This window comes from Nonomuraea sp. KM90, assembly GCF_052246675.1.
Lineage (GTDB): Bacteria > Actinomycetota > Actinomycetes > Streptosporangiales > Streptosporangiaceae > Nonomuraea.
In genome coordinates this window covers 44,436-64,774 of sequence record NZ_JBQQCB010000037.1, presented here as the reverse complement: position 1 = coordinate 64,774, position 20,339 = coordinate 44,436, and the positions used below count along the sequence as shown (strand labels likewise).

Here is a 20,339-nt window from a genome sequence, read left to right as displayed (position 1 = left end):
ACCGTCGCTAGCCAAACTTGGCTAGTGCGACCGGGCAAGCGCCTTTACGATGTAGATCACGCAATGGCGTCAATGTCGGCAAATTACTGGAAAATGCTGGGACTGTTGGTACAGTCGCGCCATGAGTGACCGGCTGGACGATCTCGAGCGGCGGATCGACGAGCTGCGGGCCGGCGTGCGCAAGGCGATGCGCGCCCGGGACGGCGCGACCGCCCGCGTCCTGCGGGCCGAGCTGCGCAGTGCCGAGCGCGCCTGGGACGCCCTCGTGAGCGGCGAGCAGGCCCGGCCCGCGGGCGGCGCCAAGGAGGAGCCGCCGCGCCTGGTCACCGTGCGGGAGCAGGTGCACCAGGGGCTGGGGCTCCTGGGCGCGGCCGCCCAGCCCAGGCTGGTCGTGGCCGTCAGCGAGGCGTTCTTCGGCGGCACGATCCGCAGCAACCAGCTCACCAGCCTGCGCAGGGACGAGGAGCGCTCGTTCAGGTCCTCCCCCCACGGGCGGCCGTACTACCTGTGCGCCGCCCTCACCGACCGCCTCTCCCCCGCCCGGGGCCTGCTCACGCTCAGCACGTGGCCGCTGGAGCGGCGCGTGGTCGGCCCGCTCAGCCCCCGCGTCGACTTCCTGACCTGCGCCATCGCGGTGGCCGAGCAGGAGCTGAGGAACGAGGCGGGCAACGAGCGGGGGGCCCGCTTACTGGTCCGCATGGCCAGGAACATCCCGGGCGCCACCGACGGCACGCTCGGCACGCAGGACCCCGGGAGGGTGGTCGAGGCGGCCCGCGCGGAGCTGCGCGTGCACGCCGATCGCGACACGCGGGATCGCGCCGAGCTGGCGGAACGCGCCGCGGCGCAGCTCGGTGACGCCGCGCGCCTGTTCGGCGCCGCTACGCTGAGCACGATCAAGAAGGAGAACGCGAAGTGAGCGGCTTGAAGCGCGAAGGCGACCATGTGCACCGGCTGGAGGCGCTGCGGGGCACCACGCCCCAGCAGCCGCACGACGCCCGCGCCATCGCGGCCCTGGCCGCCAACCCCGGCTGCACCCGCCGCGCCCTCATGGACGGCGCCGGCATCGACAAGGACGCCGCCGCCCGACACCTGGGGTTCCCCGCGCCGTTCGGGCAGTCGCCGTTCGCGATCACCCGCGGCAACATGTTCGAGGCGCTGGTCAAGGCCGACGGGTGCGCGGAGCTGCTGCGCATGCTGCGCGAGCTGCTCGGCCTGCCGATCGCCGAGGTGTCCTACCACGACGTCGAGAACGTCGGCGCCCACCTGCGCCACGCCCACACCAGGGCGCTGTTCGACCGGGCGGCGGGCGAGGGCCAGGACGCCGGCACGCTCTACGACCATCCGCTGCTCAGCCTGGAGATCGCCGGGCACACCGCCTACCTGGAGCCCGACGTGGTGGCCTTCCAGCTGGGCGGGCGGTTCCACATCGTGGAGATCAAGTCGTTCGCGGTGATCGACGGGCAGGCCGACCCGTCGGCGGTGGCGGCGGCGGCGCGGCAGGCGGCGGTGTACGTGCTGGCGCTGCGCACCCTGCTGGAGGACCTGGGCCACGACCCGCTGAAGGTGTCGCACGACGTGGTGCTGGTCTGCCCGGAGAACTTCGCCAACCGGCCCGTCGCGACCCTGGTCGACGTACGCAAGCAGCTGGCCGTGCTGCGCCGCCAGCTCACCCGGATGACCACGCTCGACCGGCTGCTGGAGGGGCTGCCCGAGGACCTCACCTTCGACCTGCGGCCGGACGAGGACGGCCGGCCCACCAGGCCGGTCGCCGACCTGGCCGACGCGGTGCGCAGGACCACGGCCCGCTACGCGCCCGACTGCCTGTCCGCGTGCGACCTGTGCTTCTTCTGCCGCGACGAGGCCCGCCAGGAGGGCGCCTCCGACCTGCTCGGCCGCCAGGTGCGCGACGAGCTCGGCGGCGTCGCCTCCGTGGCGGAGGCGCTGGGCCTGGCCGACGGCGCCCGCGACCCCGCCGAGGGCCAGGAGGAGATCGCCCGGCTGCTCCGCAACGCCGAACGCCTGCGCAGGGAGTGCCTGACATGACCCCGCCGCCGACCACCCCGCCGCGGAGACCGATCGACCTGAGCCTGCCGCGGAGAAGCCCCACATGAGCCTGCTGACCTCGCTCGCCCGGCTGCGGGCCCTTGACGAGGGCATCGCGCAGCCCGTCGCGACCGTCAGGCACTGCCACCTCTCGGCGCGGCCGATGGTGTTCATCCCGCTCAAGCTCTCGGGCGAGGCCGCCGCGCCGCTGGCGGCGATGCTCGGCACCGACCGCGACCGGCCGCGCCTGCTCGTGGTGACCCAGCCGCGCAACCGCGACCTGCGCTTCGCCTGGGCCGCCGACCTGGCCGGGGAGGTGCTGCCGTACGTCGAGAGCTTCCTCAACGACACCGAGACCGTGGAGCGCAGGAACGCCGACCCCTACGAGCGCGCGCTAGACGCGCCGCAGCTGCTCGTCCCGAACCCGGCCGGCGTGGCCTTCACCCGCCTGCTCGGGCGCTCGACGCGCTTCCGCAGCACCGAGGGGCCGTACCCGGTGCCCGAGGGGGTGCCGCTGCTCGGGCGGTGGCTGACCTATCTCGGGGAGCGGGCGGCCTACCCGGGCTCGTCGCTGATGCTGGCCGCCACCGAGGAGCTGGGCCGGCACTGGGCCAGCGGGCAGAGCTCGCTGGAGGACGCCAACCTGGCCGCGCTGCTCGCCTGGATCACCACGGGCCCGAGCGACGAGGCGGAGGACCCGCTGATCTGGCCGCCCGCCGGGCCCGCGACCGATCCGGGGTTCGACGCCGAGGTGCTCGCCCCGGCGATCGAGAGCGAGTCGGCCGAGCGCATCACCGAGGCGCTGCGTACCCAGCTGGAGCCCACGTGGCGGCTCATGTGGCAGGCGATCGACCTGCTCGCCGCCCTGCCGGAGGGCGCGAGCGTGGCGCAGCGGTGGGAGCAGGACCGCGGCTCGTTCAGCGGCATGGCGGTGCACATCGCCGAGGGCGCCCCGCCGCAGCCCCGCCGCGACGGCGCCGTCACCGCGGCGGCCAAGCTGGCCCGGATGGAACGCGCCCAGGCCGGCTACGACGTGCAGCGCGCCTACGACGACCCCCTGGTGATGGCCGAATACCGCCTGACCGGCGAGGCGTTCGCGGGCGAGGTGGTCGAGACGGTCCCGGACAACACCGAGGGCGAGGGCCGCTCGCGCAAGCTCCGCCCGCTGGTCGTGATCAAGACCGACGACCCCGTGCACCTCGCGCCCGGCACGTCGCTCGGCACCCCGCAGCGCCGCGGCCAGGGCGCCGAGCTGGTGGAGGCGGGCGAGGGCCTGGTGACGCTCAAGATCACCAAAGGCATGGGCCGGGGCAGGACGGCCGCCCCGGGAGCGGTGCCGGAGCTCGGCGAGCGGGTCTGCTACACCTCGCTGACCGACGACTTCCAGGGCTCGCCGGCGCTGCCCGAGGCCGAGGCGACGCCGTGGACGCACGGCGGGCCGCCACAGGAACCACAGCAGGCATACGTGCCCGACGACGAGGACGCCCAGGAGGACTGGTCGTGACCGACAGCCCGGAGCAGGTCATCAGGAACGTCCTGGCCGACCTGCCGCGGCACCGCGGCGTGGTGGTCGACTCGCCGCCCGGGGCGGGCAAGTCCACCCTCGTCGTACGCGCCGCCGCCCACATCGCGGCCACCGGCGAGCCGCTGATGATCGTGGCCCAGACCAACGAGCAGGTCGACGACCTGGTGGCCCGGATCAGCGACAAGCACCCGCACCTGACCGTGGGCCGGCTGTCGGCGAGCGGGTACGTCCCGCCGCTGCGCATGCTGGAGCTGCCCGGCGTCCGGGTCGGCACCCGGATCCAGGACCTGGGCGACCCGGACATCGTCATCGCCACGGCCGACAAATGGGCGTGGATCGGCGACCGGGTGTGGCCGTGGGCGATCGTGGACGAGGCGTACCAGATGCGCTCGGACAAGCTGCTGCGGATCGCGGGGCTGTTCGAGCGGGCGCTGTTCGTGGGCGACCCCGGGCAGCTCGACCCGTTCTCGATCGTGGACGGCGACCGCTGGTCGGGGCTGTCGTGGGACCCGTTGCAGAGCGCCGTGTCGGTGCTGCTGCGGCACAACCCGGACCTGCCCGTGCACCGGCTGCCGGTGTCGTGGCGGCTGCCGGCGTCGGCGGCGCCGGTGGTGTCGCAGGCGTTCTACCCGTTCACCGGGTTCCGGTCGGGCACCGGTCACGGGGACCGGTGGATGGAGCTGTCGACCGGCGGCATGGGCACCGTGCACGACCGGGCGCTGGAGGAGGCGGCCCGGTCGGGGTGGGCGCTGCTGGAGCTGCCGAACCGGCACACCGTACGCACCGACGCGGAAGCCGTGCGGGCGGTGGCGCTGCTGGCCGAGCGGCTGCTGCAGCGCGGCGCGGTGGCCGGCTCCGAGCAGGGCGAGGGGCCGGTGACGGCGGACCGGATCGCGGTCGGGGCCGCGCACCGTGACCAGGTGGCCGCCATCCGGGCCGCGGGCCTGCCGCCGGAGATCACCGTGGACACCGCCAACCGGCTGCAGGGCCGCGAGTACGACGTCACGATCGTGCTGCACCCGCTGTCGGGCCGCAGGGACGCCACGGCCTTCCACCTGGAGTCGGGCCGGCTGTGCGTGCTGGCCTCACGGCACCGGCACGCGTGCGTGGTGGTGGCCAGGGCGGGCATCGCCGAGCTGCTGGACGCCCATCCATCGGCGGAGCCGGTGCAGCTGGGGGTCCCGGTGAAGTTCCCCGACGGGTGGGAGGCCAACCAGTCGGTGCTGGAGCACCTGTCCCGCCACCGGGTGTGAGCCCGGTCAGAGGCGGCGGCGCCAGACGTCGATGGCCATGACCTGGCGCATCCCCGCCGACTCGTACAGGCCCAGGGCCGGCGTGGTGTTGTTGGAGTCGACGTGCAGGATCGTGCCCTTGCGCCCGCGGGCGGCGTCGGCGGCGAACGCGTGCCGCAGCAGGAACCGGCCCAGCCCCCGCCCCCTGAACTCGGGCAGCACGGCGAGCGTGGCCACGTAGCCGCAGCCCTCGTCCGGCAGGAACTGGTTGCTGCCGATCAGCACCCCGGCCGGCCGGCCGTCGAGGCGGGCCAGCGTGAGCTGGCTCCAGTCGGTCACGGTCATCGCCTGCCTGCGCTCGTACCACTGGTCGTAGGAGCTCGGGACGAAGCCGAAGTGCTCGGCGAAGCCCTCCTGGTGCACGCGGTGCGCCTCGCGCCGCACGTCCTCGGGCTCGCCCGTGTGCAGGGTGAGGCCGGGCGGCGCGGCGGGCGGCCGCACCGGGCCGTCGTGGTCGATGCGCATCCGGTGGAAGCTGGTGCCGGGCTCGAAGCCCAGCTCCTTCGTCCTGGCCTGCTTGGCCGTGTCGTCGCGGTAGACGCCGATGTGCAGCGTGACGGAGTCGTGGCCGTGCTCGGCGCCCAGCTCGGCCGCCCGGTCGAGCACGGCCCGCCACAGCTCGTCCGCCAGGCCGTCCACGCCGGGGCGGACGATCACCTCGACGTCCACCAGGTCGCTCTCGCCGTTGCGGCAGACCCAGGCGTAGCCGTCGAGCCGGCCGCCGGCGTCGTGCGCCAGCCAGCCGTCCCTGTCGCGATCGAAGCCCGGTTCGACCAGCTCGTCGACGACGTCGTCGAGCGTGGAGTCGGGGCCACCGATCACCGAGGTGTCGTAGGCCGCGACGAGTTCGTGAATGGCGGCGGCGTCGTCCACCCGTGGCCGGCTGATGGTGTGCATGGGAGGGATTGTCCACAACGCGCCGGGAGCGCGCCTCCCATTTTCGGGACGGCGCCGCGCAGCGGGACGGCACCCGGTCACCTCCGGCTTGCCGGCCGGCAAACGTAGAATGAGCCGGGTACTTACTTGCCGGCCGTCAAGTCGAAATAGGTGCGAAGTGCGGGAAGACACGCGAACCCGGATACAGGAGATCGCGCTGAGGCTCTTCACCGAGCAGGGCTACGAGGCGACCTCGCTGCGGGAGATCGCCGAGGAGCTCGGGGTGACGAAGGCCGCACTTTATTACCACTTCAAGACCAAGGACGACATCGTGGCGAGCCTGGTCGAGATGCGCCTGGCCGCCCTGGAGGAGCTGCTCGCCTGGGTCAGGAGCCGGCCCAGGACCCCGGAGATGCGCCGCGAGCTGGTCGAGCGCTACGCCGCGAGCATCCGCGCCACCCGGCATCTCGGGATCGCCCGGTTCCTGGAGCGCAACCAGACCGCGCTGCGCGACCACCCCACGATGATCAAGATCCGCGAGCGGATGATGGAGCTCACGGCCGAGATGAGCGAGCCGGACGCCACGCCCACGGAGCGGATCAGCCACTCGCTGGCGCTGTTCGCGCTGCACGCCGGCAAATGGCTGACGAAGGCGGACGATCTCTCCGAGGAGGAGATCCACAAGGCGACCTTGGCGGTCGCCATGCGCCTGCTGGAGCCGTAGCGGCTTCGCTCCCGCCCCTCCAGAAACGGACGATTGGGACACCGCATCGGGGGCAGGGGGCTGACACGCATCCAACGGGAGGAGGCGCAGTGGAGGCTACGATAGCGCTCCGACTGCCCAGGGATGCGGCGAGCGTCCCGCTGATCAGGCAGATGCTGGACGGCACGCTGCGGTCGCTCGGCGTCGAGCCACAGATCCGCGACGACATCGAACTGATGCTCACCGAAGCGTGCTCCAACGTGATCAAGCACGCGGCCCCCAGCGACGACTACACGGTCAGCGCGTCGGTCCACGACCACCTCTGCATCATCAAGGTCGTGGACACGGGCAACGGGTTCGACCCGCGCAAGCTGGTCATACCCGACCCCGGCTCAGAGCACGGACGCGGGCTGCAGATCATGCGCGCGCTCGCCGACGACATCCGCTTCACCAATAGGCAAGAGCACGGAGCGGTGGTCTGCCTGGAGAAACGCCTGCGGTACGCGCCGGGGGCGGCCGGGCGGCACCTCATGACCACCTGAGAGGCTCCTCTAGGTCCTGGTATGGCGCTCCACCGCACGCCGGTGGAGCCGGGACCGAGGGGGGCCTCCGCCCCGTTCGGCGGGCCTGCGCTCCCCCGGCCGGGCATCCCCGAGCAGGAAGCGGCGGCGCACCCGGGACACGCTCCCGTGCAGCTCCGCCCGCAGGCGTTCGGGCACCGCCGGCCCGCTGAGCTTCAGCTCCAGCCCGCTCCGGCGCCGGGTCAGCCGCCGCCACACCGTCCTCCACTGCGTCATCGAGGCGGCCATCGCCAGCAGCGTGACCATCGCGACGGCCGAGATGAGCAGCACGGCCAGGACGACGAGGAGGAGGACGACCACCAGGGAGCCGATCGTGCCGAGCACTGTCATCATTCGGCGGAAAGTGCCCGCCAACCAGTGCTTTATGCCAATAAATAGGGCTATATCGAGCTTACTCCGCCCCGCCATTGAGCTGATCGAGCCGTCCCGGCAGCAGGTCGAGCCGGCGCAGTATCACTCCTTCGCGCAGCGCCCACGGGCACACGTCGAGCCGGTCCACCTCGAACAGGTCCATGGCCGCGTCGGCGACCAGCGCACCGGCCGCGAGCTGCGCCGCCCGGCCCTCGGACACGCCGGAGAGCTGGGCCCGCTCGGCCGAGTCCATCGTGGTGAGCTTGACGGCCCAGTCGGCCATGTCCTGGCGCGACAGCGAGCGCGAGACGTACGGGCCGTCGCTGGAGGGCGCCGCCCCGGCGATCCTGGCGAGCTGCTTGAACGTCTTGGACGTGGCGACCGCGCGGTTGGGCTCGCCGTAGCGGACGACGTCGCCGACGGTGCGGGCGATCTCGGCGCGTACGTGCTTGCGCAGCTTGCGCACCTCGTCGGCGGACGGCGGGTCACCGGTGAACCAGTCGCGCGTCAGCCGCCCGGCGCCCAGCGGCAGCGACACGGCCACGTCGGGCTCCTCGTCCACCCCGGCGGCGATCTCCAGCGACCCGCCCCCGATGTCGAACGCCAGCAGCCGCCCCGACGACCAGCCGAACCACCGCCGCACCGCCAGGAACGTCAGCCTGGCCTCGTCGCGCCCGGAGAGGACCGCGATGTGCACACCGCAGCGCTCGTCGATCTCCGCCAGCACCTGCTCGCCGTTGGCGGCCTCGCGCACGGCTGAGGTGGCGAAGGCCAGCAGGTCCTCCACCCCCTTGTCCTCTGCGAGGTGGACGGCCTCCTCGACGAAGTTGCCGAGCCGCTCGATGCCTTCCTTGCGCAACCGGTGGTCCTTGTCGAGGTATTCGGTCAGGCGCAGGTCGACCTTGTGAGAGTAGGCAGGCATGGGCCGGGCGCCGCGATGGGCGTCGACGACCAGTAAATGGACGGTGTTCGAGCCGATGTCCAGCACGCCGAGTCGCATGGGAAAACGCTACCGGTATGCGGCTTTTACGGCGAAACGGAGTCGGAAGTGGTCGAGCGAGGCGGGCACCGGATCCTCCAACGTGACGGACGGTCTGACTGAGCGCTCACGCAGGAAGGCGTCCAGCAACGCGACCGAGGTGAACAGCACCAGCTCCTCCCCCGGGCAGCGCGCGAACCCGGCGCTGAAGGGCACCCCCGCCCACTCCTGGCCGCCGCCGAGCCACAGCTCGGGCCGGTAGGAGTCGCCGGGTTCGGCCCTGTTGACGTACGGGCTGTGGACGATCGCCGTCGTGCCCTCCGGGACGTCCCACGGCGTGGGGCCGGTGACGTCGCGCAGGATGGCGAGCGTGGTGGGCCAGAGCCGCACGGACTCCAGCACGGCCGCCCGCAGGCGGTCCCGGTCGTGGGGCCCTGGGTGGCACGCCAGCAGGGCCAGGGCCCGGTAGGAGGCCATGGCGGCCGCGTCGTAGGCGAACAGCCAGTGCGGCACCTGACCCTCGGCGTGCACGTCGGCCGCCGCGTGGGCGCCGGCGAGCACGGAGGCCAGGCTGCCGGGCTCGGCCCGCGCCAGGTGTCCGGCCAGGCGGCGCCGGAAGGCGTTGCGCACGTCGGTGCGCCGCCCGCGCAGCCAGGACCAGTTGGCGTCGCGGCGCAGCCGGTCGAGCTGCCTGATGAGCGTCACGTCGTCGCGGGCGCCGTCGCCGAGCACGACGCGGCGGACGATCCGCCGGTGCGCGGCCTGGAAGCGCGGCCACGTCAGCACCCCGTGGCGGGGCAGCGTGGCGACCTCCTCCTCGACGACCCGGGTGAACGGGGCGAACTCCGAGCACAGCACCCGCTCGTTCAGCTCGCGCCGCCGGTCGCGCAGCTCCCGCTCGGGGGTGATCAGCACGCCGTCGGGCTGGAAGTGGGCCAGCGCGCCGCGCTTCTCCCTGCTGGCGGGGGTGAACGCCCGGTCCTCCAGCACCGCCCGCACGTCGTGCGGGGCGAGCGGCAGCAGGGCCGGGCCGCGCCCCGGGATCGGGACCAGCAGCGGCCCGTCGCCGTGCTCGGCCCGCAGCCGGCGCAGGAGCCGGATCGCGCGCCCGTCGGCGTCGGCCAGCGCCGCCAGGCGCACCATGGACGGGCGGCGCACCACGACGCCCTGCGCCAGGGCCGGCAGCGCCAGCACGGCGGCCAGGGTCAGCGCCTGGGCTGCGGTGACCGGGGCCGCCCGCGTGATCGTGGGCATGCTCCAGGGACTACCCTTCCTTGGTGTCATGACACGTTTGGGGGATCTTTGAGCGCTTGCTGTGGCCCGAGCAGGGACGCCGCCGGGCCGTACCAGGAGGGCGTCCGGATCACCGCGCGGCGGGCGGCGCCGCGCGGGATGGTGCGCATTCCGGGCGGGACCTTCCTCATGGGCGGGGACGATCCCGACGGGCGTCCGGAGGACGGCGAGGGGCCGGTGCGGGAGGTCCGGCTCGACCCGTTCATGATCGATCCGGTGTGCGTGACGAACGCGCAGTTCGCCACGTTCGTCAAGGAGACCGGCTACGTCACCGAGGCCGAGCGGATCGGTTGGTCGTTCGTGTTCCACCAGTTCGCCACGGCCGGCGTGATGGACGCCACCGTGCCGGGCGCGTCCTGGTGGGTGGGGGTGGAGGGGGCCACGTGGCGCTCGCCGGAGGGCCCCGGCTCGGCGATCGGCGACCGGCAGAACCATCCCGTCGTGCACGTGTCCTGGAACGACGCCGCCACATACGCCACGTGGGCCGGCAAGCGGCTGCCCACCGAGGCGGAGTGGGAGATGGCGGCCAGGGGCGGGCTGGAGCGCAGGCGTTACCCGTGGGGCGACGAGCTGGAGCCCAAGGGGCGGCAGCGGTGCAACATCTGGCAGGGCCACTTCCCGACCGCGCCCAGCAAGGGGACGATGCCGGTCAAGTCGTTCCAGCCGAACGGCTACGGGCTCTACAACGTCTCGGGCAACGTCTGGGAGTGGACGGCCGACTGGTGGGGCACCGGCTGGGAGCCGTACGCCGACAACCCCACCGGCCCCGCCGAGGGCACGGCGAAGGTGATCCGGGGCGGCTCGTACATGTGTCACGACTCCTACTGCAACCGCTACCGCGTGGCGGCGCGCACCTCGAACACGCCCGACTCGGCGACCGGGCACACCGGCTTCCGCTGTGCGGCCATACTCTGATCGCATGTCACGAACCCTGCGACTGTTGATCACCGGCGGCGGCACCGGTGGTCACACCTATCCGGCCCTGACGACCCTTTCGGCCGTCCAGCGACGTCAGGTGCCGCACGACGTGCTCTGGGTGGGCACCGCCAACGGCCTGGAGGCGCGGATCACGGCCGAGCACGGCATCCCGTTCAAGGCGATCACCACGGGAAAGCTGCGCCGCCGCCCCAACCTCAAGGAGCTGGGCACGAACATCGCCGACGTGTTCCGCATCCCGATCGGGGTGTTCCAGGCGGTCGGTCACGCGGCCCGCTACCTGCCCGACGTGGTGCTGTCGACCGGGGGTTACGTGGCGGTGCCCATCGGGGTGGCGGCCAAGCTGATCCGCCGGCCGCTGGTGATGCACGAGCAGACGACCGTGGTGGGGCTGGCCAACCGCATCCTGTCGAGGCTGGCGACCCGGATCGCGCTGTCACACGAGTCGTCGCTGGAGTATCTGCCCGCCTCGGCGCGGTCGAAGGCCGTGGTGACGGGCAACCCGATCAGGCCGGAGCTGCTGCAGGGCAACCGGGCGGCGGCCTACGACCTGTTCGGGCTGACGTTCGAGGTGCCGCTGATCTACGTGACGGGCGGCGCGCAGGGCAGCAAGCAGATCAACACGCTGATCGCGGAGATCCTGCCGGTGCTGCTGCCGCACGCGCAGATCGTGCACCAGTGCGGGCCCGCGTGGATCGACCAGATGCGGGCCGTGGCGCTGCCGCCCGACCTGGCCGACCGCTACCACCCGGTGCCGTACGTGGGGGCGGAGCTGGCCGACCTGTTCGCGGCGGCCGACGTGGTGATCTCGCGCAGCGGGGCCGGGACGGTGTCGGAGCTGACCGCCATCGGCAAGCCCTCGGTGCTGATCCCGCTCATCCCGACCGGCGGTGACGAGCAGCGCAAGAACGCCGGCTACCTGGCCTCGGCCGGGGCGGCGCGGGCGCTGCTGGAGCCGCGTCCGACGGGCGAGATGCTGCTGGCGGAGCTGATGCCGCTGCTGGCCGATCCGGGGCTGCGGCAGGCGATGGGGCTGGCGGCGGGCAAGCTGGGCCGGGTGGACGCGGCAGACGCGGTGTGCGACCTGCTCCTGGAGACCGCCGGCCGGCAGGGCTTCCCCGGGGCCCAGGGGTCTCATGGATCCCATGGATCCCAGGGACCTCACGGCTCTTACGGGTCGAGGTAGCGGAAGGCCTCCTGGGCGGAGCTCACGCTCCGCCTCAGCGCCTGCTCCAGCCGGTCGGCATCCTCGGCCAGGCGCTCCAGCTCCGGGATGGCGAACCCGTCGGCCCCGGTCTCGGCCACCAGCTCCTCGTACTGGTGCAGCCGGCCGCGCAGCTCCTCGATCTGGTGGTGGGCCAGGTACGCGCGCTCGGCCTCGGTGACGTTGGCCGCGTAACGTTCCAGCGCCTCGACCCGGGCCAGCACGGCGTCCTCGCTGCTGTCCAGCGCCCGGGCCAGAGGCTCGGCCACGGCCTCCACCTCGGGCGTGAGCCCCTGGGAGACGGTCTCCCTGTGCTTGGTGCGCAGGGCGGACAGCTTGGCCAGCAACCGGGCGATCTCCCACTCCTGCGCGGGCAGCATCACGCCGTTGCGCACGTCGTCGAGCAGGCCCTCGGCGTTGACGCGGGAGGTGGTCACAGTGGCGATGGCGCGCTGGGCGCGGGCCAGGAGGCGGGCGGAGGACTCGTCGAGGTCCTCGGTGAGCACGTAGCGGCCCTCGTACCAGCGGAGTTGCTCGTAGACCTCCCGCTCGTACTCGTCCTCCTCGTCCTCGGGCAGGTCGTTGCGGACGAACAGGACGATCATCATGGGGATGCCGAGCAGCACGAGCAGCAGCAGGCCGAGCCCGCGGCCCAGGGCCCCGACGCCGAGTAACAGGCCGAAGAAGGCCACCGTGCCGAACGCCGCGATCATCCGGTAGTGCGTGCCGGAGATCGTCCGCCGCGGCTGGGGGACCCAGCCCTGGCGCATCTTGAGCAACACCCGCCGGCTTTCCCTGAGCAGCTGGGCGTCGTCCGGCGGCACCCCGGGGTCTACTACCACATCCGCCACGAATCCGGATCCTAAGCGAAGTCAGCCACCAAGGTGGCGAAAAGCCTCGTGCGCGGAGCTGACACTGTCGCGTAACGCCTGCTCCAGGCGGTCGGCATCGTCGGACAATCGGCTCAGCTCCGGGACCGCGGATCCGTCCGCGCCGGTCTCCGCGAGCAGCTCCTCGTAGCGGGGCAGCCTGGCGCTGAGCTGTTCGATCTGGTGCCGGGCACGGTAGGCGCGCTCGGCGTCGGCCACGTGGCCGGCGTAACGTTCCAGCGCCTCGACGCGCGCCAGCACCGCCCGCTGGCTGCTGTCGAGGACGTGGGCGAGGGGCTCGGCCACGGCGGCCACCTCGGGCGTGACGCCCTCGGCGACCACCTCCTGGTGCTCGGCGCGCAGCTGTGACAGCTTGGCCAGCAGCCGGGCGATCTCCCACTCCTGCGCGGGCAGCATCACGCCGTTGCGTACGCCGTCGAGCAGCCCTTCGGCGTTCACCCTGGAGTCCATGACCTGCTCGATGGCGGCCTGGGCGCGGGTCATGAGAGCCCTGGCGGGCTCGTCGAGCCGCTCGCGCAGGACGTAGCGGCCCTCGTGGCGGCGGGCGGCCTCGTACACCTCCCGCTCCAGGGCGTGCCGCCGCTCCACCTCGGCGTCGGGCCTGGGCCTGAGCAGGACGCTGACGATGAGCAGCGCCGCCCCCGTCATGATCACCACGAACGGCGGGTAGCGCTCGGCGACGAAGAGCCCCAGGCCGTACACGGCCGCCACCAGGGCCGTCGCAGTGGCCGCCAGCCGGCCCACGAGCCCCACCACGGGCAGGCGGCGCCTGTGCTCGGGAACCCAGCCCGTGTGGATGCGCAGGAGGAGCTTGCGATGGTCACGTAGTAAGGCCGCGACGTCGTCGGGCACTGCCGGATCGACTATCACCTTGGCATGACGTCCGGGCACGTTACCGATCCTATGTGCCGGTCTGTCCGAGAGTCAGCTCTCCAGGTACCGGAACGCCTCGTGGGCGGACTCGACGCTGCGGCGTAAGGTGCGTTCGAGGACGTCGGCGTCCTCGGCCAGCCGCTCGATCTCCGGCACGGCCAGCGAGTCGGCGCCCGACTCGGCGAGCAGTTCCTCGTAGCGGGGCAGCCTGGCGCGCAGCTCCTCGATCTGGCCGCGGGCGTGGTAGGCGCGCTCGGCCTCGGCCACGTGCCCGGCGTAACGTTCCAGCGCCTCGACCCGGGCGACCACGGCGGCCTCGCTGTTGACCAGGGCCCGTTCGAGCGGCTCGATCACCGCGGCCACCTCGGGGGCGATGCCCCTGGACAGCAGCTCGCGGTGCTACAGGCGCAGCGCCGACAGCTTGGCCAGCAGGCGGGCGATCTCCCACTCCTGGGCGGGCAGCATGATGGCGTTGCGGGCGTCGTCGAGCAGGCCCTCGGCGTTGACGTGGGAGCGCAGCACGGAGCCGATCGCCCGCTGCGCCCTGGTCAGGACGAGCCTGGCGTCCTGGTCGAAGTCCTCGGGGATCAGGAAGCGGCCGTCGTACCAGCGGGCCTGCTCGTACACGCCGCGCTCGTGCGGCCGGTCGTTCTCGGCCACCTCGCTCATGGAGGCGATCTTGACCAGGACGATGAAGACGTACGTGCCGAGGAGCACGAACCCGGCCGGCGCGATCGGCGAGGCCAGCAGCACCGCCATGAGCGCGATCACGACCGGGGTGGCGGCCAGCAGCAGCGCGCTGGAGGGGCTGCGGCGGCGCGACGGGGCCACGCCCGCGGGGGGCACCCACCCGGCTCTGACCCTGGACAACAACGGGGCGTTGGCACGCAACAGTCCGGCAACCTCCGGCGGCACCGCCGGATCGACGACCACACCCACGTTCTGTCCTGGCACCCTGGCGCCCCCAACGCTCGTGATGTTCGGATATTACGTAGTAAACCGCCTGAGTGTCAGCCTCCGAAAGGTCAGGCTGGGGAACCACCAGTTACGCCCGCCGAGCACTTCCATGACGGCAGGCACCAGAACCAGCCGCACCACCGTGGCGTCCACCAGCACCGCGGCGGCCAGACCGACCCCCATGGTGCTCAGCGCGCGATCGTCGAAAGCGCCGAACGCGGCGAACACGCAAAACATGATCGTAGCCGCGGCGGTAATGACCCTGGCGGTCTTGGCGAGCCCGGCGGCGACCGCGCGGGCGTTGTCACGGTCCCGCAGATACTCCTCCCTGATCCGGGACAGCAGGAACACCTCGTAGTCCATGGACAGGCCGAACATGATCGTGAACAGCATCGTCGGCACCCACGCGTCGATCGGCCCCGCGGTGCCCCGGCCGAGCACGTCGAACTGGAAGACGGCCACGATCACGCCGTACGCGGCGCCGATGGACAGCAGGTTCACCGCGATCGCCTTCAACGGCAGCACCAGGCTCCGGAACACGGCCGTGAGCAGCACGAACGCCGCCAGCAGCACCGCCCCCACCACCCACGGGAGGCGGTCGGCGGAATGGCGGGAGTAGTCGAGGGCGGCGGCGGTGGAGCCGGTGACGAGCACCGGCCCCGGCAGCTCGGCACGCAGCCGGTGGATGAGCTCCTCCGTGCGCTCGTCCTGCGGGCCGGTGGCGGGGATCACGATCGCGGCGCGCTCCCCGGCGGGGAAGGCCCGCGCGACACCCGGCGTGCCGGCCGCCTGGCCGACCGCCCTGGCGAGGTCCGCACCCGGCGCCGCGCCGCCGGCGGCCAGGACGAGCGGGCCCGCCATGCCCGGCCCGAAGCCGACGGCGAGCAGGTCGTGGGCGCGGCGCGTGGTGTCGGTGACCGGCCGGTTGCCCGCGTCCGACCAGCCGACGCGCAGGTGCGCGGCGGGCAGGGCGAGCACGCCGAGCGCCACCAGCGCCACCGCGCCGGTCAGCCACGGCCTGCGCTGCACGACCCGGCTCCACCGGTACGACAGCGGTACGCCCTCCTTCCGGCGCGGCAGCGCGAACCTGTCGATCCGCGGGCCGATCATCCGCAGCAGCGCGGGGAGGAGGGTGAGGGCGGCGAGCATCACCATGAGCACGCCGCACCCGGCCGCCAGCGCCACCCCGCCGCCCAGCGACGGGCCGAGGAACAAGATGCCGGAACCGGTGGCGATCACGATGAGCCCGGCGAAGAGCACGGACCGCCCCGCCGTCCGCATCGCCTCCCGCACGGCCTCCTCCACCGCCACCCCCGTACCACCCGCAGGAACCGCACCCCCGCCCGCACTCGCGCCACTGCCCGTGCCCGTGCCACCGTCTGCGCCCGCGCCTATGCCCGCGCTCGCGCCGTCGCCCGGGGCCGTGTCGGCGGTCCAGGCCGTGCCGCCGGTCGGGGCCGCGAAGGTGCTCGGGCCTCTCCCCACCGTCGGGCGGGCCACCGTCGGGCGGGCGGCCATCGCGGTGCGGAAGCGGGTGACGATCAGCAGGGCGTAGTCGATGCCGACGCCCAGGCCGAGCATGATCGTCAGGTAGACGGCGAAGCTGGGCGTGCCGACCACGTTGGACAGGACGGTGAGCAGCGCGACGCCGCAGGTCACCCCGACCACGCCGACGACCAGCGGGATCGCGGCGCCGATCAGGGAGCGGAACGCCACCAGCAGCACCACCGCGGCGGCCAGCAGCCCGGCACCCTCCGTGACGCCTCCCGGGGTGAAGTCGGCGAAGTCGTCCCCGCTCAGCTCCACGGTCACACCGTCTGCCCGGAAGCCGTCGCGCAGCTCCCCGAGCTGCCGTGCGGCCGCCGGGTCCGGGTACTCGATCGGGATGGAGGCGATGGTGCCGTCCTCGGAGACGCGCTGGGCGCCGGGGGTCACGTGCACGCCGGGGACGGCGTTCATGCGGGTGACGAGGGCGGCGACGGAGTCGCGTACGGGGGCGGAGTCGACGCCGGACGGGGCGGAGACGACCAGCGCGCCCGGCGCCTCCGGAGCGGCCCCGTCCAGCAGGGCGGCGGCCCGCAGGCTCTCGGAGCCCGGCAGCGAGAAGTCGTCGTCCGAGGGGCCCGGCCAGGTGGCCGCCGCCGCGATGAGCGCGGCCGACAGCGCCACCCACAGCACGACCACCAGCCGCCGGTGACGGATGCAGAAACGAATCATGCGGCGACGCTAGAAAGGGCGGGCACCCGCGGTCGTCGTCCGGACGCGGGCGAGCGACTACATCGATGGTGGTACTCCGCAGGCGGGGGTGGGGGGCCGCCCGTCAGGTGGGGTTGCCGGGGCGGATCAGGCCGGTTTCGTAGGCGATGACGACGAGCTGGGCCCGGTCGTGCACCGACAGCTTGGTCATCATCCGGTTCACGTGCGTCTTGACCGTGAGCGGGCTCATGAAGAGCTCCTCGGCGATCCGGGCGTTCGTCAGGCCGCGGGCGACCCGGGCCAGGACCTCCCGCTCGCGCCCGGTCAGCGGGGCCAGCCGGCCGTTGTCGGGGGCGGCGGGCCGTGCCGTGAACTCCTCGATGAGCCGCCTGGTGACGCCGGGCGACAGCAGCGCGTCCCCCCGGGCGGCCACCCGGACGGCGTGCCGGATCTCGGCCGGCTCCGCGTCCTTGACCAGGAAGCCGCTGGCGCCGGCGCGGAGCGCCTCGTACACGTACTCGTCGAGGTCGAAGGTGGTGACCACGACGACGCGCACGCCGGTGGCGGCCAGGGTGCGGGTGGCCGCCAGGCCGTCGAGCTCCGGCATGCGGATGTCCATCAGGACGACGTCGGGCCGCAGCCGCCGCGTCAGGCGTACCGCCTCGGCGCCGTCGGCGGCCTCGCCGACCACGGTCAGGTCGTCCTCGGTGTCGAGCAGCGCCCGCAGGCCCGCCCGGACGAGGGGCTGGTCGTCGGCCAGCAGGACGCTGATCACGCCGGCAGCCTGGCCGTGACGCGGAAGCCGCCGCCGGGGACGTTCGCGGTGGTCAGCCGGCCGCCCACGGCGGCGACGCGCTCGGCCATGCCGGTCAGCCCGTGCCCGCGAGGGGCCTGGGCGCCCTTCCCGTCGTCGTCCACCCGCACGGTCACCGCCCCGCTCTCGTACGTCAGCGTCACGGTCGCCGCGGTGGCTCCGGCGTGGCGCATGGTGTTGGTCAGTGCCTCCTGCACGACACGGTAGACGGTCAGGTCCGCGGCCGGCGGCAGCGGGCGGCGCTCGCCCTCGACGTCGAGCCGCACGGGCAGCCCCGCCGTCTCCAGCAGCCGGGGCAACTGCGCCGACCCCGGCGGCGGCGCGATACCCGACCCGGGGCGCAGCACGCCGAGCACGGCCCGCATCTCGGACAGGGCCTGCCTGCTGGAGGAGCGGATCACCTGGAGGGCGGCGGCGGCCTCGGACGGGCCGCCGGCGCGTTCGACGGCCTCGGCGGCGACGGCCGCGTGCAGGGCGATCACCGACACCGTGTGCGAGGTGACGTCGTGCAGTTCCCTGGCCACCCGCAGCCGCTCCTCCTGGGCCCGCCGCAGCGCCTCCTCCTCCCGGGTACGCTCGGCGTCGGCCGCCCGCCGCTCCACCTCGGCGGTGTAGGCCCGCCTGGCCCGCGACACCTCCGCCGGCTGCGCCGCCGCCAGCACGAGCAGCGCCCACAGGATCGCGGCCAGCACGATGTCGGTCTCGGGCCGCACGACCGCCACCGCCCCCGGCATCGCCACCAGGAACGCCGCCCCCGCCCAGCCGGCCACCCGGCGCCCCGCGGCGATGGCCGAGAACACGGCGATCAGCGCGGGCACCGGCCACAGCGCGAGCGCGTACCCCAGCGTGAACACGGCCGCCGCCGCCCCCGCGCACAAGGCCAGAGCCAGCTCCGGCCGCCGCTGCCACCAGGCCAGCCCGAGCGCCGCGACGGTCAGCAGCACGTGGCCGAGCAGGTCGAGCGGCCGGGCGCCGGGCTGGTTGCCGTACGCCATGACGGTGGAGGTGTAGACGGCCACCCCCATGCCGCATACCAGGGCAATCGTCCGCATACGTGCACGTTAGTGCGCCCCTCCAGCCCTCCGCGATACCGCCGACGCGGTACCCGGGCTGCACCGGACGCGGTAGCGCATGACGTACGTCATACGGCCCCGGCTGACGTACGGCACTACACCCGCCCCCACCCCCTCGAGCAGGGTGATCGCATGACTGGAAACGCGCTGGAACTCAGGGCCGTCACCAAGACCTACGGCCCGGTCACCGCGCTCGCCGGCGTCGACCTCGAGGTCGGCGAGGGTGAGACGGTGGCGGTGCTCGGCCCCAACGGGGCGGGCAAGAGCACGCTGCTGTCCGTCGCGCTCGGCCTGCTCGCCCCCGGCTCGGGCACCGCCAGGGTGCTCGGCCGCCCGCCGGTCGAGGCGCTGCGGGCGGGCCGGGTCGGGGTGCTGCTGCAGGAGTCGGGCCTGCTGGACGACGTACGGGTGGGGGAGCTGGTGACGGCGGTGGCCGGGATGTACCCCGACCCGCTGCCGCCGGAGCGGGCGATGCGGGCCGCGCGCGTCGAGGAGCTGGCCGGGCAGCGGATCGGGCGGCTGTCGGGCGGGCAGCGGCAGCGGGTCAGGTTCGCGCTGTGCGTGGTCGGGGACCCGGACCTGCTGGTGCTGGACGAGCCGACCGTCGGGCTGGACGTGGAAGGCCGCCGCGCCCTGTGGCAGGAGCTCCGCGCCAGGACCGCGCAGGGGCGCACCGCCGTCTTCGCCACCCACTACCTCGCCGAGGCCGACGACTACGCCGACCGGGTCGTCCTGCTCGCGGCGGGCCAGGTCGTCGCCGACGGCTCCGTGGCCACCGTCAAGGCGCTGGTCGGCGGCGTCGAGGTGCGCTGCGCGCTCGACGGCGCGGACCCCGCCGAGCTGGAGCTGCTGCCCGGGGTGCGGCAGGTGAGCGTGGAGGGGCGCGCGGTCTCGCTGCGCACGAGCGACTCCGACGCGACGTTGCGGGCCGTGTTCGCGATGTACGACGACGTCAGGGACGTGCGCCTGGAGAGCACGGACCTGGAGAGCGCGTTCGTGACCCTGACGGGAGGGCGGGGCTGATGAGGTCGTACCTGAGGCTGGAGCTGGTGCGCGGTTTCCGCAACCCGGTGGGGCTGGTCATGCTGACGGTGTTCCCGCTGGGGCTGTACCTGCTGTGGACCAAGGTGCTCGACGTCGTGCCGCAGGGGCAGGTGGGCGACTTCGCCGCGTACACGATGGTGTCGATGGCCACGTACGGCGCCATGGGCGGCGCGCTGTTCGTCGGGGGCGCCATCGCGCTGGAGCGGAGCAAGGGCTGGCTGGGGCAGCTCGCGGTGACGCCGCTGCCCGCGCACGGCTACGTGACGGCCAAGCTGCTGGGCGGCGCGACGGGGGTGCTGCCGGGCATCCTGGTGATGCTCGCCGCCGGGGCGCTGCTGTCCGGCGTGCGGCTCCCGTTCGGCACCTGGCCGGCCCTGGTGGTGCTGATCTGGGTGGGCGTGCTGCCGTTCGCGGCGCTGGGCATCGCCTTCGGCTACACGATGAAGGGGCAGAGCGCGAACCTGGCCATGATGGCCGTCTATTTCGGCCTGTCGGTGCTGGGCGGGCTGTGGCTGCCGGTGCCGGCCATGCCGGAGGGGATGCGGACGCTGGCCGAGTACAGCCCGGCCTACCAGGCGGGGTCGTTGGGGTGGCGGGCGCTGGAGGGCCGGCCGCCCACGCTGACCTCGCTCGCCGTGCTGGCCGCGTGGACGCTGCTGTTCTGCGCGCTGGCCGTGTGGCGTTACCGTCGGGCAGTGTGACGGTCGTT

21 protein-coding genes are annotated in these 20,339 nt (G+C 73.3%); 10 read left to right on the top strand and 11 right to left on the bottom strand.

The window, feature by feature from the left end:
- Positions 1-121 precede the first annotated feature (121 nt).
- The 4 genes from ACTWPW_RS30670 to ACTWPW_RS30655 all read left to right on the top strand — a co-directional run bounded on the left by ACTWPW_RS30670 (position 122) and on the right by ACTWPW_RS30655 (position 4,821).
- Positions 122-916, top strand: coding sequence for a hypothetical protein (locus tag ACTWPW_RS30670; protein ID WP_443170661.1), 795 nt, complete (start codon positions 122-124; stop codon positions 914-916).
- The gene (locus ACTWPW_RS30665) at positions 913-2,043 is read left to right on the top strand and encodes a hypothetical protein (protein WP_375108392.1); all 1,131 of its coding nucleotides are present in this window, start codon (positions 913-915) and stop codon (positions 2,041-2,043) included. Before ACTWPW_RS30670 ends, ACTWPW_RS30665 begins: the two co-directional genes overlap by 4 nt.
- A gap of 64 nt (positions 2,044-2,107) precedes the next feature.
- A complete protein-coding gene (locus ACTWPW_RS30660; RefSeq protein ID WP_443170660.1) occupies positions 2,108-3,547 on the top strand; it encodes a hypothetical protein in 1,440 nt (479 codons plus the stop codon).
- Positions 3,544-4,821 (top strand): AAA family ATPase, encoded by a 1,278-nt coding sequence (locus ACTWPW_RS30655; RefSeq protein WP_364132870.1) that lies wholly within the window; start codon positions 3,544-3,546, stop codon positions 4,819-4,821. The genes ACTWPW_RS30660 and ACTWPW_RS30655 overlap by 4 nt, the downstream gene beginning before the upstream one ends.
- Before the next feature lie 6 nt (positions 4,822-4,827).
- Here ACTWPW_RS30655 and ACTWPW_RS30650 read toward each other — a convergent pair whose 3' ends face one another.
- Positions 4,828-5,757 carry a GNAT family N-acetyltransferase gene (locus ACTWPW_RS30650; protein WP_443170659.1) on the bottom strand — a complete coding sequence of 310 codons (930 nt, stop codon included), beginning with the start codon at positions 5,755-5,757 and terminating at the stop codon, positions 4,828-4,830.
- A 157-nt stretch (positions 5,758-5,914) separates the two neighbouring features.
- Here ACTWPW_RS30650 and ACTWPW_RS30645 point away from each other — a divergent pair, with 157 nt between their 5' ends.
- Complete coding sequence (locus tag ACTWPW_RS30645) at positions 5,915-6,460, top strand: TetR/AcrR family transcriptional regulator (RefSeq protein ID WP_375108395.1); 546 nt, start codon at positions 5,915-5,917, stop codon at positions 6,458-6,460.
- Positions 6,461-6,549: 89 nt separating this feature from the next.
- Entirely contained in the window at positions 6,550-6,981 is a 432-nt protein-coding gene (locus tag ACTWPW_RS30640) for an ATP-binding protein (protein WP_364132878.1), read from the top strand.
- 9 nt (positions 6,982-6,990) lie between these two features.
- On the opposite strand, the gene ACTWPW_RS30635 is transcribed toward ACTWPW_RS30640, so the two are convergent.
- The 3 genes from ACTWPW_RS30635 to ACTWPW_RS30625 are packed head-to-tail and all read right to left on the bottom strand — an operon-like array spanning position 6,991 to position 9,604.
- The gene (locus tag ACTWPW_RS30635) at positions 6,991-7,353 is read right to left on the bottom strand and encodes a hypothetical protein (RefSeq protein ID WP_443170658.1); all 363 of its coding nucleotides are present in this window, start codon (positions 7,351-7,353) and stop codon (positions 6,991-6,993) included.
- A gap of 58 nt (positions 7,354-7,411) precedes the next feature.
- On the bottom strand, positions 7,412-8,371 hold the full coding sequence (locus ACTWPW_RS30630; RefSeq protein WP_375108397.1) for a Ppx/GppA phosphatase family protein: 960 nt from the start codon (positions 8,369-8,371) through the stop codon (positions 7,412-7,414).
- 9 nt (positions 8,372-8,380) lie between these two features.
- Positions 8,381-9,604, bottom strand: a complete 1,224-nt coding sequence (locus ACTWPW_RS30625; RefSeq protein WP_443170657.1) for a cytochrome P450 — start codon at positions 9,602-9,604, stop codon at positions 8,381-8,383.
- A 138-nt stretch (positions 9,605-9,742) separates the two neighbouring features.
- Between ACTWPW_RS30625 and ACTWPW_RS30620 the strand changes: the two genes are divergently transcribed.
- Entirely contained in the window at positions 9,743-10,558 is an 816-nt protein-coding gene (locus ACTWPW_RS30620; protein ID WP_443170678.1) for a formylglycine-generating enzyme family protein, read from the top strand.
- Between the two features lie 4 nt (positions 10,559-10,562).
- Positions 10,563-11,765 carry a glycosyltransferase gene (locus ACTWPW_RS30615; protein ID WP_375108399.1) on the top strand — a complete coding sequence of 401 codons (1,203 nt, stop codon included), beginning with the start codon at positions 10,563-10,565 and terminating at the stop codon, positions 11,763-11,765.
- Here the strand turns inward: ACTWPW_RS30615 and ACTWPW_RS30610 are convergent.
- From ACTWPW_RS30610 to ACTWPW_RS30580, 7 genes are all read right to left on the bottom strand, one after another.
- The gene (locus ACTWPW_RS30610) at positions 11,750-12,634 is read right to left on the bottom strand and encodes a hypothetical protein (protein ID WP_375108400.1); all 885 of its coding nucleotides are present in this window, start codon (positions 12,632-12,634) and stop codon (positions 11,750-11,752) included. The genes ACTWPW_RS30615 and ACTWPW_RS30610 overlap by 16 nt on opposite strands.
- Before the next feature lie 21 nt (positions 12,635-12,655).
- Positions 12,656-13,564 (bottom strand): hypothetical protein, encoded by a 909-nt coding sequence (locus ACTWPW_RS30605; protein WP_375108401.1) that lies wholly within the window; start codon positions 13,562-13,564, stop codon positions 12,656-12,658.
- A 33-nt stretch (positions 13,565-13,597) separates the two neighbouring features.
- On the bottom strand, positions 13,598-13,900 hold the full coding sequence (locus ACTWPW_RS30600) for a hypothetical protein (RefSeq protein WP_443170656.1): 303 nt from the start codon (positions 13,898-13,900) through the stop codon (positions 13,598-13,600).
- 45 nt (positions 13,901-13,945) lie between these two features.
- Positions 13,946-14,485 carry a hypothetical protein gene (locus ACTWPW_RS30595; RefSeq protein ID WP_443170655.1) on the bottom strand — a complete coding sequence of 180 codons (540 nt, stop codon included), beginning with the start codon at positions 14,483-14,485 and terminating at the stop codon, positions 13,946-13,948.
- A gap of 48 nt (positions 14,486-14,533) precedes the next feature.
- Positions 14,534-16,720 carry an MMPL family transporter gene (locus ACTWPW_RS30590; protein WP_443170654.1) on the bottom strand — a complete coding sequence of 729 codons (2,187 nt, stop codon included), beginning with the start codon at positions 16,718-16,720 and terminating at the stop codon, positions 14,534-14,536.
- 103 nt (positions 16,721-16,823) lie between these two features.
- On the bottom strand, positions 16,824-17,474 hold the full coding sequence (locus ACTWPW_RS30585) for a response regulator transcription factor (protein ID WP_443170653.1): 651 nt from the start codon (positions 17,472-17,474) through the stop codon (positions 16,824-16,826).
- On the bottom strand, positions 17,471-18,565 hold the full coding sequence (locus ACTWPW_RS30580; RefSeq protein WP_375108404.1) for a sensor histidine kinase: 1,095 nt from the start codon (positions 18,563-18,565) through the stop codon (positions 17,471-17,473). Before ACTWPW_RS30580 ends, ACTWPW_RS30585 begins: the two co-directional genes overlap by 4 nt.
- A 153-nt stretch (positions 18,566-18,718) precedes the next feature.
- Between ACTWPW_RS30580 and ACTWPW_RS30575 the strand changes: the two genes are divergently transcribed.
- Together ACTWPW_RS30575 and ACTWPW_RS30570 are read left to right on the top strand one after the other, a co-directional pair.
- Positions 18,719-19,609: an ABC transporter ATP-binding protein gene (locus ACTWPW_RS30575; protein WP_443170652.1), complete on the top strand. Its 891-nt coding sequence runs from the start codon at positions 18,719-18,721 to the stop codon at positions 19,607-19,609.
- The gene (locus ACTWPW_RS30570; protein WP_443170651.1) at positions 19,609-20,331 is read left to right on the top strand and encodes an ABC transporter permease; all 723 of its coding nucleotides are present in this window, start codon (positions 19,609-19,611) and stop codon (positions 20,329-20,331) included. Before ACTWPW_RS30575 ends, ACTWPW_RS30570 begins: the two co-directional genes overlap by 1 nt.
- Positions 20,332-20,339 lie beyond the last annotated feature (8 nt).

What these genes read in the sequence shown, in the direction of transcription:
- ACTWPW_RS30650 (WP_443170659.1), bottom strand. Translation starts at nt 5,757, where the DNA reads ATGCACACCATCAGCCGGCCACGGGTGGACGACGCCGCCGCCATTCAC.
- ACTWPW_RS30635 (WP_443170658.1), bottom strand. Translation starts at nt 7,353, where the DNA reads ATGATGACAGTGCTCGGCACGATCGGCTCCCTGGTGGTCGTCCTCCTC.
- ACTWPW_RS30615 (WP_375108399.1), top strand. Translation starts at nt 10,563, where the DNA reads ATGTCACGAACCCTGCGACTGTTGATCACCGGCGGCGGCACCGGTGGT.
- ACTWPW_RS30570 (WP_443170651.1), top strand. Translation starts at nt 19,609, where the DNA reads ATGAGGTCGTACCTGAGGCTGGAGCTGGTGCGCGGTTTCCGCAACCCG.
- ACTWPW_RS30580 (WP_375108404.1), bottom strand. Translation starts at nt 18,565, where the DNA reads ATGCGGACGATTGCCCTGGTATGCGGCATGGGGGTGGCCGTCTACACC.
- ACTWPW_RS30590 (WP_443170654.1), bottom strand. Translation starts at nt 16,720, where the DNA reads ATGATTCGTTTCTGCATCCGTCACCGGCGGCTGGTGGTCGTGCTGTGG.
- ACTWPW_RS30625 (WP_443170657.1), bottom strand. Translation starts at nt 9,604, where the DNA reads ATGCCCACGATCACGCGGGCGGCCCCGGTCACCGCAGCCCAGGCGCTG.
- ACTWPW_RS30630 (WP_375108397.1), bottom strand. Translation starts at nt 8,371, where the DNA reads ATGCGACTCGGCGTGCTGGACATCGGCTCGAACACCGTCCATTTACTG.
- ACTWPW_RS30670 (WP_443170661.1), top strand. Translation starts at nt 122, where the DNA reads ATGAGTGACCGGCTGGACGATCTCGAGCGGCGGATCGACGAGCTGCGG.
- ACTWPW_RS30660 (WP_443170660.1), top strand. Translation starts at nt 2,108, where the DNA reads ATGAGCCTGCTGACCTCGCTCGCCCGGCTGCGGGCCCTTGACGAGGGC.
- ACTWPW_RS30620 (WP_443170678.1), top strand. Translation starts at nt 9,743, where the DNA reads ATGGTGCGCATTCCGGGCGGGACCTTCCTCATGGGCGGGGACGATCCC.
- ACTWPW_RS30575 (WP_443170652.1), top strand. Translation starts at nt 18,719, where the DNA reads ATGACTGGAAACGCGCTGGAACTCAGGGCCGTCACCAAGACCTACGGC.